The organism is Phaeobacter sp. JH204B, assembly GCF_048055755.1.
Lineage (GTDB): Bacteria > Pseudomonadota > Alphaproteobacteria > Rhodobacterales > Rhodobacteraceae > Phaeobacter > Phaeobacter bryozoorum.
Map to the genome: position 1 here is coordinate 63,076 of NZ_JAYMXF010000024.1, position 14,825 is coordinate 77,900.

Consider the following 14,825-nt stretch of genomic DNA (forward strand, 5'->3'; position numbering starts at 1 on the left):
CCTTCGGGTCTGCCGCTGTCATAGGGGCAGTTGCGTGCAGGGTCCATGCTCGGTTGTGCCAACGCCGCCGCTTTGGGTTGCATGGAGATCAGGCAACAACGGCGCGGCCATAGGGCCTGCGCGCTCTGCCGCCTTGCTGTTGGGCCGCCCTTGGGCTAGACCGCCGGGCGAGTATCTGACCCATTTGACACCCCGAGGAGGCCAAGATGGCCAAAGTCAAGAAACAGCCCCGCCCCAAGGCGATCACGCCGAAGGGCTTCCGTGACTATTTCGGCGAAGAGGTGAGCCAGCGCAGCGAGATGTTGCGGGCCATTGCGGGTGTTTATCATCATTACGGGTTTGATGCGCTGGAGTCTTCGGCGGTGGAAACAGTCGAGGCACTGGGCAAGTTTCTGCCCGATGTGGACCGCCCGAACGAGGGTGTCTTTGCCTGGCAGGAATATGACGAAAGCGGCAACGGCGACTGGATGGCGCTGCGCTACGACCTGACCGCCCCGCTGGCACGGGTCTATGCCCAGCACCGCAATGATCTGCCGACGCCTTACCGCCGCTATGCGATGGGGCCGGTCTGGCGCAACGAGAAACCGGGTCCGGGCCGCTATCGCCAGTTCTACCAGTGCGACGCGGATACCGTTGGAACCGCCTCCATGGCCGCCGATGCCGAGATCTGCGCGATGTTGTCCGACACGCTGGAAACCGTTGGCATTCCGCGCGGTGACTATCTGGTGCGGGTGAATAACCGCAAGGTGTTGAATGGCGTGCTTGAGGCGATGGGCCTTGAGGCGGGCGATGCCAAACGTGACGACGTGCTGCGCACCATCGACAAATTCGACAAGGTGGGCGAGGCTGGTGTCCGCGAGCTGCTGACCAAGGGGCGTCTTGATGCCTCCGGTGCCTTCATCGACGGCGTTGGCCTAAGCGATGACCAGGCAGCACCCGTGCTGGCGTTCCTGACCTCCAAGGGCGCTGACGCCGCCAAGACCTTTGCCAACCTGCGCGCCGCCATTGGGGGTAGTGCGATTGGCGCGGAGGGGGTCGCCGAGCTGGAGCAGATCGGCGATCTGCTGGCCGCTGGTGGGTATGGCGCTGACCGCATCGATATCGACCCTTCGGTCGTGCGGGGCCTCGGCTATTATACCGGCCCGGTTTACGAGGCCGAACTCACCTTCGAGATTCTGGATGAGAAGGGCCGTAAACGGCAGTTCGGCTCGGTTTCGGGCGGTGGGCGTTACGACGATCTGGTGAAGCGCTTCACGGGTCAGGAAGTCCCGGCGACCGGCGTCTCCATCGGTGTTGACCGGCTCTTGGCCGCGCTGCGCGAGAAAGGCCGGATCGAGGCAAAGACCACCGGCCCGGTTGTGGTGACGGTGATGGATAAGGCGCGTATGGCGGACTACCAGACCATGGTGGCCGAGCTGCGCAATGCAGGCATCCGGGCTGAGGTCTATCTTGGCAATCCCAAGAACTTCGGCAACCAGCTGAAATACGCGGACAAGCGCAACTCGCCCATAGCGGTGATCGAAGGCGGCGAGGAAAAAGATCGCGGTGTGGTGCAGATCAAGGATTTGATCCTCGGCGCGCAGATTGCCGAGAACGCCACCCTCGAAGAGTGGAAAGAGCGTCCGAGCCAGTTTGAGGTGCCACGCGGTGATCTGGTCGCCAAGGTGCGCGAAATCCTTGCAGGGCAGGGCTGAACGATGGGGGATCGTCTGAGCGCTCTGTCGCTGGCCGCGCGGCTGCGCATGAGTTTCGAGGCCGCCGGGGCAAGGGTGGTCGAGCCGCCGTTTCTACAGCCTGCCGAAACGCTGCTGGATCTATATGGCGAGGACATTCGCGCCCGTGCCTATGTGACCTCCGATGCGCTGCGCGGGGAACAGATGCTGCGCCCCGATTTCACCGTGCCGGTGGTGCAGATGCACATGAGCCATGGCGCCGAACCGGCGCGTTACACCTATGCGGGCGATGTGTTCCGCCGTCAGGAACATGACGAGGATCGCGCCAATGAATATCTTCAGGTTGGCTATGAGGTCTTCGAACGCAACGATGCTGCCGGTTCTGATGCTGAAGTTTTTGCGCTGATTGCGCTCCAGCTTCGTGATTTGCCGGTGCGTGCGGCTACCGGGGATATCGGTATCCTGATGGCTGCGGTGGAGGGGCTCAACACCACCAGGCTGCGCAAGGCTGCGCTCATGCGCCACATCTGGCGGCCGCGCCGGTTCCGGGCGATGCTTGACCAGTTTGCTGGCCGCGTCCCTGTCGCCGAAAGCCGTCGCAAGCTGTTGTCGACCGAAGGCGTTTTGACCGGGCAAGTGCCTGCGATTGGCAAACGCCGCCCGGCGGAGGTGGATGCGCGCGTTGATGCATTGCGTGCGGATGCCGCCGCCCCGCCGATTGCAGAGAACGAGCTGGCCGCGCTTGAGGCGCTGATGGCGGTGCGGGAGACTATCCCCTATGCCTCGGAGCAGCTGCGCGATATCGCCGTGGATCTGCCAGCGATCAACCCGGCGCTTGACCGGCTGGACGCCCGGACAGCCGCGATGAAAGCCCGAGGCATCGATGTGGACAGCCTTGATTTCGAAGCCTCCTACGGGCGGACATCAATGGAGTATTACGATGGTTTCGTGTTCGGGTTTTACGCCGACGCGCGACCCGATCTGCCGGTGATTGCCAGCGGCGGTCGCTATGACGCGCTGACACGGCAGCTGGGGCAGGGAGCAGAGATCCCCGCCGTCGGCGGCGTCGTTCGTCCTGATCTGATGCTGCTCTTGGAAGGGGCACAATCATGAGCCTGAAGCTTGGTGTGCCGTCCAAGGGACGGCTGATGGAAAAGACCTTTGAATGGTTTGCCAAACGCGGCATCATCCTGTCGCGTACCGGGTCAGATCGTGAATATGCCGGTGCGGTTGATGGGATCGACGGCATTGATCTGGTGCTGCTGTCTGCCGGTGAGATGCCGCGCGAACTCGCAGCGGGGCGGATTCACCTGGGCGTCACCGGTACTGATCTGGTGCAGGAAAAACTACCGCTCTGGGAACAGCAGGTCGAAGAGGTTGCAGGCCTCGGCTTTGGTCACGCTGACCTGATCCTTGCTGTGCCGCAGATCTGGGTGGATGTTGAGACCATCGACGATCTGGACGCGGTCGCAGCGGCGTTTCGGGCCAAACACGGCCATCGGTTGCGGATCGCCACGAAATACCATCGCCTGGTACGGGAATTCCTGATGGATGCCGGTGTCGCGGACTATCAGCTGGTTGATAGCCAGGGCGCGACCGAAGGGACCGTCAAGAACGAGACCGCCGAAATGGTCGCAGACATCACATCAACTGGGGAGACCCTGCGGGCAAACCATCTGAAGCTGATGTCCGACGGGCTGATCCTGCGGTCGCAGGCAACACTTTGGCGCAGCCGCGTGGCGAAATACAGCGCTGGTGAAAAAGCGTCTCTGAGCGAGCTTCTGAAACGTCTGCACGGTTGATTGCGGCACGCCAACGTCGGTGGGCCTATCGGGCGGGTTAGAGCCACATGTCTGCACATGCCTCCGAGAGGCCGCCCGCGCACCCCGTGGCGGCCTCTCTGTTCTTTTGTGGTGGGGGTTCGGTTAGGATCGTTTACCGGCGGCGCGACGGCTTGCGCGCCATTGGATCACGCAGATGTGCATCTCCCGCGAGCGGCGCCGCCAACCGCTCATTTGAAAATCTTCCGTCGGCCTCTACCTGAATACATTGGACACGGGGGGCGAGGGCCTGTTTGCGTGATCTCAGTATTGTGCATCTCGCCTCTCTTGGTCCGATCAACAGGGAGAGACCGATATGATATCAACCAAAGCCGCTGCCAAAGCGGCACTCACCGCTATTCCGCTGCTTTTAGCTGCCAGCCCGGCGGCACTCGCCCAGGACACCAGCATGAGCTTCTTCGTGACCAGCGTCGGTTCGGGAAAAGGCGGCAATCTGGGTGGGCTTGAGGGTGCCGACGCCCATTGCACCAATCTCGCCGAGGCGGCAGGCGTCACTGGCAAAACCTGGCGCGCCTATCTCAGTACCCAGGAAGAGGGCAAGCGTGGTATCTCGGCACGTGACCGGATCGGAAGCGGCCCCTGGCATAACGCCAAAGGGGTGCAGATTGCCGCCAACCTCGATGAGCTGCACCTCAATCCGAATATCGTCAAATCCACAGGGCTGGATGAAAACGGCAATCTGGTGAACGGGCGTGGTGACAAGCCAAATGTTCATGACCTGCTGACAGGGACCATGGCTGACGGCACGGCCTATTTCCCGTGGATGGAAGGCGACAAAACCTGCAGCAACTGGACCAGCTCCGGCGAGGGCAGTGCAACGGTTGGGCATCATGACCGGCATGGTGGCGGCAATACATCTTGGAATGCGGCGCATGACTCGCGCGGCTGCTCGATGGAGGCGCTTGCGATGACCGGAGGAGCCGGCCTCTTCATGTGTTTTGCGACAAACGGCGGCTGACCTGTTCAGACCCAGCCCGAAAAACATAAAAGGCGCCCCAGGGCGCCTTTATATTTGGTCGGAGCGAGAGGATTCGAACCTCCGGCCCCTGCCTCCCGAAGACAGTGCTCTACCAGGCTGAGCTACGCTCCGACCGTGGCGCGGAATTACACGGCAGCGGCTGGATATGCAAGCCCTATTCCGCCGGTTTCTCCGGGCTTTGCCGTTTCAGCATGAGCGACACATTGGTGCCGCCAGCCGTGTACCCACGGGTCCGGGTGCGCAGAACCGGGGTGTTGTCCGAACGCCCGCCAAACGCTTCGCGCAACACGATGAAAATACCGCTGGCAATAATGATCGCGGCACCGACCAGTGTCATCAAGTCGACCTTTTCATTGAACAGAACCACGCTGAATATCGTTGCCCAGATGATCTGTGAATATTGCATGGGGGCGACAATCGCCGCCTCGCCAATGGTATAGGCGCTGACCGTCAGCAGGGTCGCGCAAAACCCGAACAGAGCGACGACCGCGATCCCGCTGAAGGTCACGCCATCCATGGGGACGTAGACCAGCGGCAGAGCCAGGCCCATAACCGCAAAGGTCATCAGCATCGGGTAGATCATCAATACCACCCGGCGTTCGTCGGCGCTGATTTTACGCAGTACAACCGATTGGAAGGCCGCACAGAGTGCGGCGAAGAGCGCCGCCGCATGACCGAGGCCAAAGCTGGTCGCACCGGGGCGCAAAACCACCATTACGCCGATGAACCCGACCACAACGGCCGCCAGCCGTGGCAAGCCGACACGTTCGCCCAGAATCGGGATCGACAGCAGTGTAATCAGAAGCGGCGTGGCAAATAGCAGGGCATAGGTCTCGGCGAGCGGCAGCTCTGAAAACGCATAAAAGGCGCTGGCCGGAATCACCGCCATCGTCGCCGACCGTGCCGTCATCCACCAGGGGTGGACCGGTCGCAGGTGGCCTTGGGTTGCATCCTTGACCAGCATCAGTACCAGCAGCGGAAATGACAGAAGACTGCTGAAGAACACCAGCTGAATCGGCGACACATCTGCGCCAAGCACCTTTACCACCACGTCGTGGGTTGAAAATATCGCATAGGCCAAAAGAGCAAGCAGGGCGGCTTTTATGTTCATGGGACAATCCGACTAAGCGCAACAGGGCGGGGGAGCTTTTGCACTATAGCGCTAACATTATCAGGAAAATACTAAAACCCGTTCGCGTGCATGGAACCGCACGCCCTAGGTTCGCCGGCCTCCTGCACCGCGGATATGAAGGTCCGGCGAGGGCTGGCTACGGTGCTGCGAGGGCCCGATATGGCCCTCGCGCTGATCAATGGACCGAAACCTTACAGGCTCGCGTCGAGCGCGCCGATGATCGCATCGCCCATGTCCGAGGTGCTGATCGGCGATACGCCTTCTTCGCCCAGCAGGTCGGCGGTGCGGTGGCCATCAGCGAGAACTTTTTCGACCGCCGCTTCAAGACGATCAGCCTCGGCGCCCTGATCAAAGCTGTAGCGCAGCGCCATGGCAAAGCTGAGGATACAGGCGATCGGGTTGGCCTTGCCCTGGCCCGCGATATCCGGGGCGGAGCCATGAACCGGCTCATAAAGCGCTTTTGGACGGCCATTGGCCATCGGTGCGCCAAGGGACGCAGAGGGCAACATGCCCAGGCTGCCGGTCAGCATAGCAGCACAGTCGGACAGGATGTCACCGAACAGGTTATCGGTCAGGATCACGTCAAACTGCTTGGGTGCGCGCACCAGCTGCATGGCGCCATTATCGGCATACATGTGGGACAGCTCGACCTCGGGATAGTCCGCAGCAACGCGGGTCACCACCTCGCGCCACAGGATGCCGGATTCCATCACGTTGGCTTTTTCCATCGAGCAGAGTTTCTTGTTCCGGCGCATCGCCAGTTCGAACGCAGAGCGGGCGGCGCGCTCGATCTCCGACTCCGTATAGCGCTGGGTATTGATGCCGACGCGCTCATTGCCCTCTTCGAAGATGCCGCGCGGCTCGCCGAAATAGACGCCGGAGGTCAGTTCGCGCACGATCATGATATCGAGACCCGCGACGATATCCTTCTTCAGCGAGGAGAAATCCGCCAGCGCGTCAAAGCACTGCGCCGGGCGCAGGTTGGAGTAGAGATCCATCTCCTTGCGCAGGCGCAGCAGCCCACGCTCCGGCTTCACAGAGAAGTCGAGATCGTCGTATTTCGGGCCACCCACGGCGCCCAGCAGGACAGCGTCGACCTCTTGCGCCTTTGCCATGGTCTCATCCGCCAGCGGTTTGCCGTGCACGTCATAGGCGGCACCACCGACCAGATCCTCGCTCACATCGAACTGTAGATCGCGCTTTTCGCCATACCAGGTAATGACCTTGCGGACCTCGGCCATGACTTCGGGGCCGATCCCGTCGCCGGGCAGAATCAGAATCGATGGGTTGGACATAGGGATACTCCTTGAAAGCTTGCAGCCGGGGGTAACGGCACATCGCCCGTGGGTCAATGTTCCGGGCGCATATAGCGCGCCATCGCTTTGTTTTTATGGCTGAGAGGGCGGTTCCTGCGCCATCTTGTTGCCGTGACCTTAGTTCTGGATTTGCAAATCTGTCCAGACCAGAGCGTGACGGCTGGCAGGGCGCTCAGAACCGCTATAGCGATCCGCGATGTCTTCGGCCCATATCAGTCCCGAGGCGACGACCTGCGCAGACTGTGACGGGAGGATGTAGTCTACGCGCATACGGCCGGATCTGCCCCAGTTTACGGTTTCCGCGCCTCCGGTCTGATCCACCGGGCGCGGGTCCTGTAGTCTTGGGTCGCGGAGCAGATCTGCAATGGCCTGCCGATAGCCAGCCCCCCGGTCGGGATCAAGGTTCGCACCGCCCGCGATAACCCAGGGTTCGGCGGGAACGGGGCCAAGCCGGCCATCCAGCAACACCTGCCAGAGCCGGATCTCATCCCGGTTGCGCAACGCGTTACGACCCTCAGGGCCGTCAAACAGCGGCGGCGTCGCCTGAAAGGTCAGGACAGACAGTTCAGAACCATCGGGCAACAGGATCGGGACGATCCAATGGCCGGTGCTTGGCAGGCGCTGGATCGCTAGCGCCTGTGGGCTGGGAAACGGACGACCATCGGGGTGGGCAGGAAGGATGGCTCCGGGAAGATCCCGCCACAGCAGATCGGAGAGATCGCGCGCCTTGGCATGCAGGATCGGAAACCGCGACAGCAACGCAAGCCCGCCCTGTCCGGTGAACCGGCCATAGCCCTGCGCATCCCGGGCGGTCGAAGGCTCCCCGTCTCCGTCCATGTCCAGCCCGGTGTGCAACCCGCTATTGGGACGTGGGGCATAGATGTGATCATAGCGGGGCAGGCGTTTGTCCAGCTGATCGCGCAACTCGGCGATGGCGTGACCATCGTGATCCCAATCAATGCCCTGCAACAGCAGGATATCAGCCTCTGCCGCACTTAGGCTGTCCAGAATGGCGGTGATTTGTGGATCTTCGCCGCGGCGCAGATCGCGCAGCAATAAACCCGGCCCTTTGCGCGACAGCTCGGTGTTGAAACTGGCGATACGGATCAGTGGCTTGACCTGGGGCTGGGCATGACAAATCAGCGGAAAGAGGGCGGCCAACAGCAGGGTGGCCAGCGCTCTCATGCGGTCTGCAACGCCTCGGAACTGGCGTAAGCAGCGCGGCGCTTCTGTGCGATCAGGTCGGAGACGCGCAGCATGGCAAGACCGCGCATCACCATGGAGGTAGGCACAAACGCCCAGGCGGCGACGACCCAGACCAGCGTCTGCGGGGCGGACAAAAGACCGGGATCGACCAGGCCCGAGGCCAGTTTCACAACGGCCGGGAGCGCAAAGGGAAAAAGCACCCCGCCAACAATATTGATGCGCGCATCCCGTTGCAGTCGTTCGACCACATCGCCGCCGGTTGTCGGGTCGAAGAGCGGCAGATTTGTCCAGACGTTGAATGGCCCATTGCCGAGCGGCCAGTCATAAAGCCGGATCGCCAAAGCAAAACCAGTGATCGCAAGCAGTGCAACGATATAGGTCAGCGCTGCCGCTGCCATCACCCGGGTCACCAGTTCAGGCTCCACATGCGCTGGCATCATCAACCCGATAAGCTGGACGGGGGAAAAGGCAAAATCCAGCGTAGTTCCTAACCAGGAGGCCAGCCCATGCACCAGCGACGTCAGGGCTGTTGCCTCGATCGGGTGGCGCGCCAGCAGACTGACCAGAATGACAATCAGCGCCAAGGCGATAAACCGCATTCGGTTCAGCGGCGGGGCTTCGCGAAACTCGACGAAACTGGGGTAGCTTGAGAAATATTCGGCAAAAGTCAGCGCCGCTGCGAGGATCGCAAGAAGGGCAATCACCTCCGGTGATCTGGTTGCCGTATCCGGCAACAACAGCGATGGCATTGCGATCAACAATGCAACAAAGATGCCGCGGATGGCCGCGCCTGTAATCCGTGCAATCACGCTTCGATCCCTTCAAACTGGACTGGCCGGTGCATTGCCGTGCCGTTGTTCCAACTTGATGCTCGGAGTCGTTTCTTGGTGAAACGTTGTTGCCGAGCGCTGCCTCATTTCTGCCTTATTTCTGCCTGTCAGCGGGAATTTGCTCAAGTTTGATGACGTGATTTGGGATCCTTCCGTGTACTTTGGGTTGCAGACTGGTGCCGGTTTGCATCAGTTGCATATCTTGAGTTGCAATGAAAACAATGGCTTATCGACTTCTTCAAAAGATATTGTGGAATGTCAGCCGTAAAGGGCTAGTAGAATCGTTTCACGGGACGAGGGGGCGCAGCTCAGTCCAGTCAGCGCACTGACAACCGCCGCACCATCTGACCGGGGGAGCCATGACCAGCGAGATTGCCGCACGTTACACCAGATTCGCGCAGGTGGAGGCGGCAGGCCGGTCGCTGATTTACGAACGGCTTGCATTGCAGGTAGCCCGCTCGCCGCGCTGTCTGGCGTTCCTGTCAGCGCTCCCTGCGGATCGCCAGCAACCGAATCTGCTGTTCGCGGCACTGCGTTCGGTTACAGGCGATATCCCATGCGATGACCGGCTGGATAGGGCAATCCACGAGCAGGGGGATGATATCGCAGCCGTGATGCTGTGCCGGACAACCCAGACGAACGAGCCGGGACGCTGTGCGGTCCTGTTGCCCGTATTGGCCCAGATCACGGGACCGATTGCCCTGATTGAGGTCGGAGCATCCGCAGGGCTTTGTCTGTTGCCGGACTACTATGGCTATGATTGGGAACGTTATCAGCTGCCGCCGTCGCAGCAAATCGGGGTCCGTGCCCCTGTGATGATCTGCAATGCGTCACCCGGTACAACTTTGCCGCGGGCGCATCCCGAAATCATCTGGCGCGCGGGGCTGGATCTGAACCCGCTTGATGTCAATTGCGAGGCGGATGTCCGCTGGCTCGAACACCTGATATGGCCCGAACATCAGTCGCGCCTCGACAGGCTGCGCGCCGCTATCGCCGTTGCCAGGAAGGCTCCTCCGTCGATTGTCGCCGGGGATCTGACCCAGGATCTGCCTGCTCTAATTGCCAAGGCACCTTCCGAGGCGACGGTTGTCGTCTTTCATACAGCGGTGGTGACTTATGTTGCCGATCAGGGCCAGCGCGACGCCTTCGCGGAAATGATGTTGAACAGCGGGGCGATCTGGATCAGCAACGAGGGTACGCGCGTCTTCCCGCAGTTTGCGGACCGGGCGGGACCGGTGCGGGACAATATGTTTCTGCTGACGCAGAATGGCCATCCGCTGGCCTGGACCGGCCCGCATGGCCAGGTGATCGAGTGGCTGCCAGAAAATCGTTGAAACCTCGAGTTTGCCGATTTTCGCCCGCGACCCGCCTCATGGAAAAAGCCGCCCATGCGGGGCGGCTTTTCTGTGCATAGTCGGTTTGAACCGTCGGGTCAGACCCAGGGGCGCTCCTGCGCGGCCTTGTCTTCAAAGCTGGCGATGGACGCGGATTTTTCCAAGGTCAGGCCGATATCATCCAGCCCGTTCAGCAGACAGTGCTTGCGGTGACCGTCGACTTCAAATGCGACGACTTCGCCGTCGGAGGTGGTGATTTCCTGTGCTTCCAGATCCACGGTCATACGGGCATTCTCACCCTTCTCCGCGTCCTTCATCAGCAGATCAACCTGCTCCTGCGGCAATACGATGGGCAGGATCCCGTTTTTGAAGCAGTTGTTGTAGAAGATGTCCGCAAAGGAGGTCGAGATCACGCATTTGATACCGAAATCCTTGATCGCCCACGGCGCATGTTCGCGCGAGGAGCCACATCCAAAGTTGTCGCCTGCAACCAGAATCTCGGCGTTGCGATACTGCGGCTTGTTCAGCACGAAATCCGCAATCTCAGACCCATCGCGGTTGTAGCGCATCTCATCGAAAAGATTCTTGCCAAACCCGGTGCGCTGAATGGACTTCAGAAACACCTTCGGGATGATCATGTCGGTATCGATATTGACGAGCGGCGTCGGTGCGGCGACGCCGGTGAGTTTTTGAAACTTATCCATTGGGCGTATTCCTTACATCAGCTCGCGAATATCGGTCAGCTTGCCGGTCAGCGCGGCAGCGGCAGCCATGGCAGGCGACACCAGATGTGTGCGGCCCTTGTAGCCCTGACGCCCCTCGAAGTTGCGGTTCGAAGTGGCGGCGCAACGCTCGCCCTCGGACAGCTGATCGGGGTTCATAGCCAGACACATGGAACACCCCGCAAGGCGCCATTCAAACCCGGCCTCGGCAAAGATCTCGGCCAGGCCTTCCTCCTCGGCCTGAGCGCGCACCAGACCGGAACCCGGTACGATCATCGCCCGCATGCCTTCCTTGATCTTCTTGCCCTTCACCACCTCGGCAACAGCGCGCAGATCTTCGATGCGGCCATTGGTGCAGGAGCCGATGAACACGGTGTCGATTTCGATGTCAGTGAGCTTCTGGCCGGGGGTCAGCCCCATGTATTCGATCGAGCGGCGCGCGGCTTCAACCTTGCCGCCCTCGAAATCCTTGGGGTTCGGCACCACGCCGGTGATCGGCAGCACGTCCTCAGGGCTGGTGCCCCAGGTCACAACCGGCTCGATATCTTCGCCCTTCAGGGTGACGACCTTGTCGAAATGAGCGCCCTCGTCGGTGTAAAGCGTCTTCCACCAGTTCAGCGCCGCTTCCCACTGGGCGCCCTTCGGGGCGTGCGGGCGACCTTTGACATAGTCAAAGGTGGTCTCGTCCGGTGCGATCAGGCCCGCGCGAGCGCCGCCTTCGATTGCCATGTTGCAGACGGTCATGCGGCCTTCCATCGACAGGTCGCGGATCGCTTCACCGCAGTATTCGATGACATAGCCGGTGCCGCCGGCGGTGCCGGTCTCGCCGATCACCGCCAGGGTGATGTCCTTGGCAGTCACACCCGGCTTCAGCTTGCCGGTGATCTCCACCTTCATGTTCTTGGACTTTTTCTGGATCAGCGTCTGGGTGGCCAGCACATGCTCCACCTCTGAGGTGCCGATGCCATGTGCCAGCGCGCCGAAGGCACCGTGGGTGGCGGTGTGGCTGTCGCCGCAGACCACGGTCATGCCGGGCAGGGTCCAACCCTGTTCCGGGCCGACAATGTGCACGATGCCCTGGCGGACGTCATCCACCGGGTAGTAATGCACGCCGAATTCGCGGGCGTTCTTGTCGAGCGCCTCGACCTGAATACGGCTTTCCTCGTTCTCGATGCCTTTGGCGCGGTCGAGCGTGGTCGGCACGTTATGGTCCGGCACCGCGATGGTCTTCTCGGGCGCGTGCACTTTGCGGCCCGCCATGCGCAGGCCTTCGAACGCCTGCGGGCTGGTCACTTCGTGAACCAGGTGGCGGTCGATATAGAGCAGGCAGGTGCCATCCTCTGCTTCATGCGCGACATGCGCATCCCAGATTTTATCGTAGAGCGTCTTGGGGGACATGAGTCCTCTCCCGTAGTTTTTGGAATGTAGCTGGCAAAAGGGCTTGGCGGCAGCCTTATAGCCGCGCCAGAACCGTGCGGGCGGCGCCAAAGAACCGTTCGCGCAGGCGCGCGCGGTCTTGCAGTTCGATATGATGGGCCAAAACGAGCGTCATGAGCGCTGGGATACCGCGCTACGCCACGGCAATCAAGATTCGTTCTGAGCTGCCAGCCCGTCATGACCGCGCCATTCGCCCGGCGCGCGTCGTGCCAATGGCGGTCAATGAAGCTCCTGTCGCCGGGTGGGCGGACCTACCGCGTTGCAAAAACAACCAAATCTTTGACAGGCCTGGCCGCGACCCCTTGCTTTTGGCAGGTCTCTATCGGCATCCTGAAAAGCAGGAGGCGCGTCATGGAAGAACTGGAACTGCCAGCAACGGTGGTCACGCTTTGGGATCAGATCCTGCATGTCGTGGAGTTGGGGCTGACGCCCGGCTGGCGGCAGTATCAGATCGCCATCATCATATGTCTCTTCATCGTCGCCTATGTTCTGAGGCTCGTGACGCAGCCGGGCTGGGACCGCTGGGCCAGATCCAGAAGCGGCTGGCCCAAGTGGCGCTTGCGGGTTCTGGTGCAGGTACTGCGGCGCATCACCCTGATTTACTTCGTTATTCTTTGCTGGGGCACCTATGTCGTCATGCAGCAGATGACCTGGCCCTCGCGAAGTTACCTGATCGGTGTTGCGGCAACGCTGGGGGTGGCCTGGCTGATGATCGGGTTTCTGGCCCGATTCGTGCATAACCGGACATTGCGCCGCCTGGTGACATGGTCGCTGTGGATCTACGCCACGCTGGTCGCGCTCAACCTTGTCGATGACGTGGCGCAGTTCCTCGATGGGGTCGCGCTGGATATCGGGTCCATGCACCTGTCGTTGCTTGCGGTCCTGAAAGCCTGTGTTCTGGGGGCGGTGCTGCTGACGATGGCGCGGCTCGGCACGCAGGCCGCAGCCGGTGGCTTGCGCCGGAACGAGGATATCTCGCCGTCGATGCAGGTCCTGATGGGCAAGGCTGTGCAGGTTGTGCTCTATGGTTTGGCTTTGCTGTTCAGCATTCGCGCCATCGGATTCGATCTTACCGGGCTTGCAGTCCTGTCCGGCGCGATCGGTGTCGGTATCGGTTTCGGCCTGCAAAAAGTGGTGTCGAACCTGGTCTCGGGAATCATCATCCTGATGGACCGGTCGATCAAACCGGGTGATGTGATTTCGCTGGGCGAGACCTTTGGCTGGATCAATGCGCTTGGCGCCCGTTACGTATCCGTGGTGACCCGCGACGGGCGTGAATATCTGATCCCGAACGAGGATTTTATCACCAGCCAGGTGGTCAACTGGTCCCATTCGGACCGATTCGTACGGCTCGATCTGAATTTTGGCACCGGTTACAATGATGACCCGCATGAGGTGCGCCGCGTCGCCATCGAGGCCACAAAAACGGTGGGTCGGGTGCTCAGCGGTGGCAAGCGTGCCCCCGTCTGCCACATCGTCGGCTTTGGCGACAGCAGCGTGGATTACGTCCTGCGTTTCTGGATCAGCGATCCGACCGGCGGTCTGACGAATATTCGCGGCAATGTCTATCTGGCGCTCTGGGACGCCTTTAAAGGCGCCGGAATCTCCATACCTTTCCCACAACGGGAAGTGCGCGTCCTGAACGACGCACTGCCGGTCGCAATGCAGGATACGGAGGCACGGCGGGGCGGCGGCACAGTGGATGGTTCGGGGGCAGGCCCAGAAGCCGCCGCGCGGCCAATTCAGGACTGACATCACCCGGCCGCCCGACTATGCGTTTCGCGCTGCTTTCACGCCTGCACAAGACGCATAGCCGCCGACCATCAAGCTTCATTGAAAAACCGCTTGTAGCTTGCTACATTAACTCAACCCCAGCGCCGGGGGACCGGCGGCGCGCTACAAGGAGGACAATGTCCTGTCACCCGAACCTCAGGCGGCCCCAGATGCTGGTCGCGGAGTGGCCGTAATGGCTACCACATCACAGCCAACCAGCGACGAGCTGCTGGCGCGTGTTCTTTCCTCGCTGAATGACGACAAGGCCGAAGATGTTGTGCAGATCGACCTGCGCGGCAAAACGGCTATTGGCGACCATATGGTCATCGCCTCGGGTCGCTCGACCCGTCAGGTGGCGTCGATGGCTGAAAAGCTGGCCGACCGCCTGAAGCAAGACTATGGCATGGTCTGCAAGGTCGAAGGCAAGGACACCGGCGACTGGGTGCTGATCGATACCGGCGATATCATCGTCCATCTGTTCCGCCCGGAAGTGCGCGAATTCTATCAGCTCGAAAAAATGTGGTTGCCCGCAGGCACGTCACCAGCCCAGAGCGAGAACTGATCCAGCGACGGGATCCGGTT

General features: G+C 61.1%; 14 protein-coding genes and 1 tRNA gene. 7 read left to right on the forward strand and 8 right to left on the reverse strand.

Annotated elements, in window-relative coordinates:
• Nucleotides 1-206 precede the first annotated feature (206 nt).
• The 4 genes from hisS to VXL81_RS13465 all read left to right on the forward strand — a co-directional run bounded on the left by hisS (nt 207) and on the right by VXL81_RS13465 (nt 4,472).
• The gene (gene hisS / locus VXL81_RS13450; protein ID WP_416554683.1) at nt 207-1,694 is read left to right on the forward strand and encodes a histidine--tRNA ligase; all 1,488 of its coding nucleotides are present in this window, start codon (nt 207-209) and stop codon (nt 1,692-1,694) included.
• Between the two features lie 3 nt (nt 1,695-1,697).
• On the forward strand, nt 1,698-2,786 hold the full coding sequence (locus VXL81_RS13455) for an ATP phosphoribosyltransferase regulatory subunit (RefSeq protein WP_340546739.1): 1,089 nt from the start codon (nt 1,698-1,700) through the stop codon (nt 2,784-2,786).
• Nucleotides 2,783-3,475: an ATP phosphoribosyltransferase gene (gene hisG, locus VXL81_RS13460; protein ID WP_416554685.1), complete on the forward strand. Its 693-nt coding sequence runs from the start codon at nt 2,783-2,785 to the stop codon at nt 3,473-3,475. The genes VXL81_RS13455 and hisG overlap by 4 nt, the downstream gene beginning before the upstream one ends.
• Before the next feature lie 334 nt (nt 3,476-3,809).
• Nucleotides 3,810-4,472 carry a hypothetical protein gene (locus VXL81_RS13465; protein ID WP_340546741.1) on the forward strand — a complete coding sequence of 221 codons (663 nt, stop codon included), beginning with the start codon at nt 3,810-3,812 and terminating at the stop codon, nt 4,470-4,472.
• 55 nt (nt 4,473-4,527) lie between these two features.
• On the opposite strand, the gene VXL81_RS13470 is transcribed toward VXL81_RS13465, so the two are convergent.
• The 5 genes from VXL81_RS13470 to VXL81_RS13490 form a co-directional block, all read right to left on the reverse strand.
• A tRNA-Pro gene (locus VXL81_RS13470) sits at nt 4,528-4,604 on the reverse strand.
• Between the two features lie 43 nt (nt 4,605-4,647).
• Entirely contained in the window at nt 4,648-5,604 is a 957-nt protein-coding gene (locus tag VXL81_RS13475; protein ID WP_340546742.1) for a DMT family transporter, read from the reverse strand.
• Between the two features lie 212 nt (nt 5,605-5,816).
• Nucleotides 5,817-6,920, reverse strand: coding sequence for a 3-isopropylmalate dehydrogenase (gene leuB / locus VXL81_RS13480; protein WP_340546743.1), 1,104 nt, complete (start codon nt 6,918-6,920; stop codon nt 5,817-5,819).
• Between the two features lie 138 nt (nt 6,921-7,058).
• Complete coding sequence (locus tag VXL81_RS13485; RefSeq protein WP_416554687.1) at nt 7,059-8,126, reverse strand: endonuclease/exonuclease/phosphatase family protein; 1,068 nt, start codon at nt 8,124-8,126, stop codon at nt 7,059-7,061.
• Entirely contained in the window at nt 8,123-8,956 is an 834-nt protein-coding gene (locus VXL81_RS13490) for a hypothetical protein (protein ID WP_416538232.1), read from the reverse strand. Before VXL81_RS13490 ends, VXL81_RS13485 begins: the two co-directional genes overlap by 4 nt.
• Before the next feature lie 380 nt (nt 8,957-9,336).
• Here VXL81_RS13490 and VXL81_RS13495 point away from each other — a divergent pair, with 380 nt between their 5' ends.
• A complete protein-coding gene (locus tag VXL81_RS13495) occupies nt 9,337-10,311 on the forward strand; it encodes a DUF2332 domain-containing protein (RefSeq protein ID WP_416554689.1) in 975 nt (324 codons plus the stop codon).
• Nucleotides 10,312-10,409: 98 nt separating this feature from the next.
• On the opposite strand, the gene leuD is transcribed toward VXL81_RS13495, so the two are convergent.
• Genes leuD through VXL81_RS13510 form a run of 3 tightly spaced genes read right to left on the reverse strand, consistent with a single transcriptional unit; the run spans nt 10,410 to nt 12,585 of the window.
• Nucleotides 10,410-11,015, reverse strand: coding sequence for a 3-isopropylmalate dehydratase small subunit (gene leuD, locus VXL81_RS13500; protein WP_416554691.1), 606 nt, complete (start codon nt 11,013-11,015; stop codon nt 10,410-10,412).
• A gap of 12 nt (nt 11,016-11,027) precedes the next feature.
• Nucleotides 11,028-12,431: a 3-isopropylmalate dehydratase large subunit gene (gene leuC / locus VXL81_RS13505; RefSeq protein ID WP_416554693.1), complete on the reverse strand. Its 1,404-nt coding sequence runs from the start codon at nt 12,429-12,431 to the stop codon at nt 11,028-11,030.
• A 55-nt stretch (nt 12,432-12,486) separates the two neighbouring features.
• Nucleotides 12,487-12,585: an isopropylmalate isomerase gene (locus VXL81_RS13510; RefSeq protein WP_241770621.1), complete on the reverse strand. Its 99-nt coding sequence runs from the start codon at nt 12,583-12,585 to the stop codon at nt 12,487-12,489.
• A gap of 236 nt (nt 12,586-12,821) precedes the next feature.
• On the opposite strand from VXL81_RS13510, the gene VXL81_RS13515 reads away from it, so the two are divergent.
• Entirely contained in the window at nt 12,822-14,222 is a 1,401-nt protein-coding gene (locus VXL81_RS13515; protein WP_340546749.1) for a mechanosensitive ion channel family protein, read from the forward strand.
• Nucleotides 14,223-14,436: 214 nt separating this feature from the next.
• On the forward strand, nt 14,437-14,805 hold the full coding sequence (gene rsfS, locus VXL81_RS13520; RefSeq protein WP_340546750.1) for a ribosome silencing factor: 369 nt from the start codon (nt 14,437-14,439) through the stop codon (nt 14,803-14,805).
• Nucleotides 14,806-14,825 lie beyond the last annotated feature (20 nt).

Bases quoted from the DNA above. Each gene is read 5' to 3' on its own strand.
- VXL81_RS13510 (WP_241770621.1), bottom strand. From the start codon at position 12,585: ATGACGCTCGTTTTGGCCCATCATATCGAACTGCAAGACCGCGCGCGC.
- leuB (WP_340546743.1), bottom strand. From the start codon at position 6,920: ATGTCCAACCCATCGATTCTGATTCTGCCCGGCGACGGGATCGGCCCC.
- hisS (WP_416554683.1), top strand. From the start codon at position 207: ATGGCCAAAGTCAAGAAACAGCCCCGCCCCAAGGCGATCACGCCGAAG.
- VXL81_RS13485 (WP_416554687.1), bottom strand. From the start codon at position 8,126: ATGAGAGCGCTGGCCACCCTGCTGTTGGCCGCCCTCTTTCCGCTGATT.
- leuD (WP_416554691.1), bottom strand. From the start codon at position 11,015: ATGGATAAGTTTCAAAAACTCACCGGCGTCGCCGCACCGACGCCGCTC.
- VXL81_RS13475 (WP_340546742.1), bottom strand. From the start codon at position 5,604: ATGAACATAAAAGCCGCCCTGCTTGCTCTTTTGGCCTATGCGATATTT.
- rsfS (WP_340546750.1), top strand. From the start codon at position 14,437: ATGGCTACCACATCACAGCCAACCAGCGACGAGCTGCTGGCGCGTGTT.
- VXL81_RS13515 (WP_340546749.1), top strand. From the start codon at position 12,822: ATGGAAGAACTGGAACTGCCAGCAACGGTGGTCACGCTTTGGGATCAG.
- leuC (WP_416554693.1), bottom strand. From the start codon at position 12,431: ATGTCCCCCAAGACGCTCTACGATAAAATCTGGGATGCGCATGTCGCG.
- VXL81_RS13455 (WP_340546739.1), top strand. From the start codon at position 1,698: ATGGGGGATCGTCTGAGCGCTCTGTCGCTGGCCGCGCGGCTGCGCATG.
- hisG (WP_416554685.1), top strand. From the start codon at position 2,783: ATGAGCCTGAAGCTTGGTGTGCCGTCCAAGGGACGGCTGATGGAAAAG.
- VXL81_RS13495 (WP_416554689.1), top strand. From the start codon at position 9,337: ATGACCAGCGAGATTGCCGCACGTTACACCAGATTCGCGCAGGTGGAG.
- VXL81_RS13465 (WP_340546741.1), top strand. From the start codon at position 3,810: ATGATATCAACCAAAGCCGCTGCCAAAGCGGCACTCACCGCTATTCCG.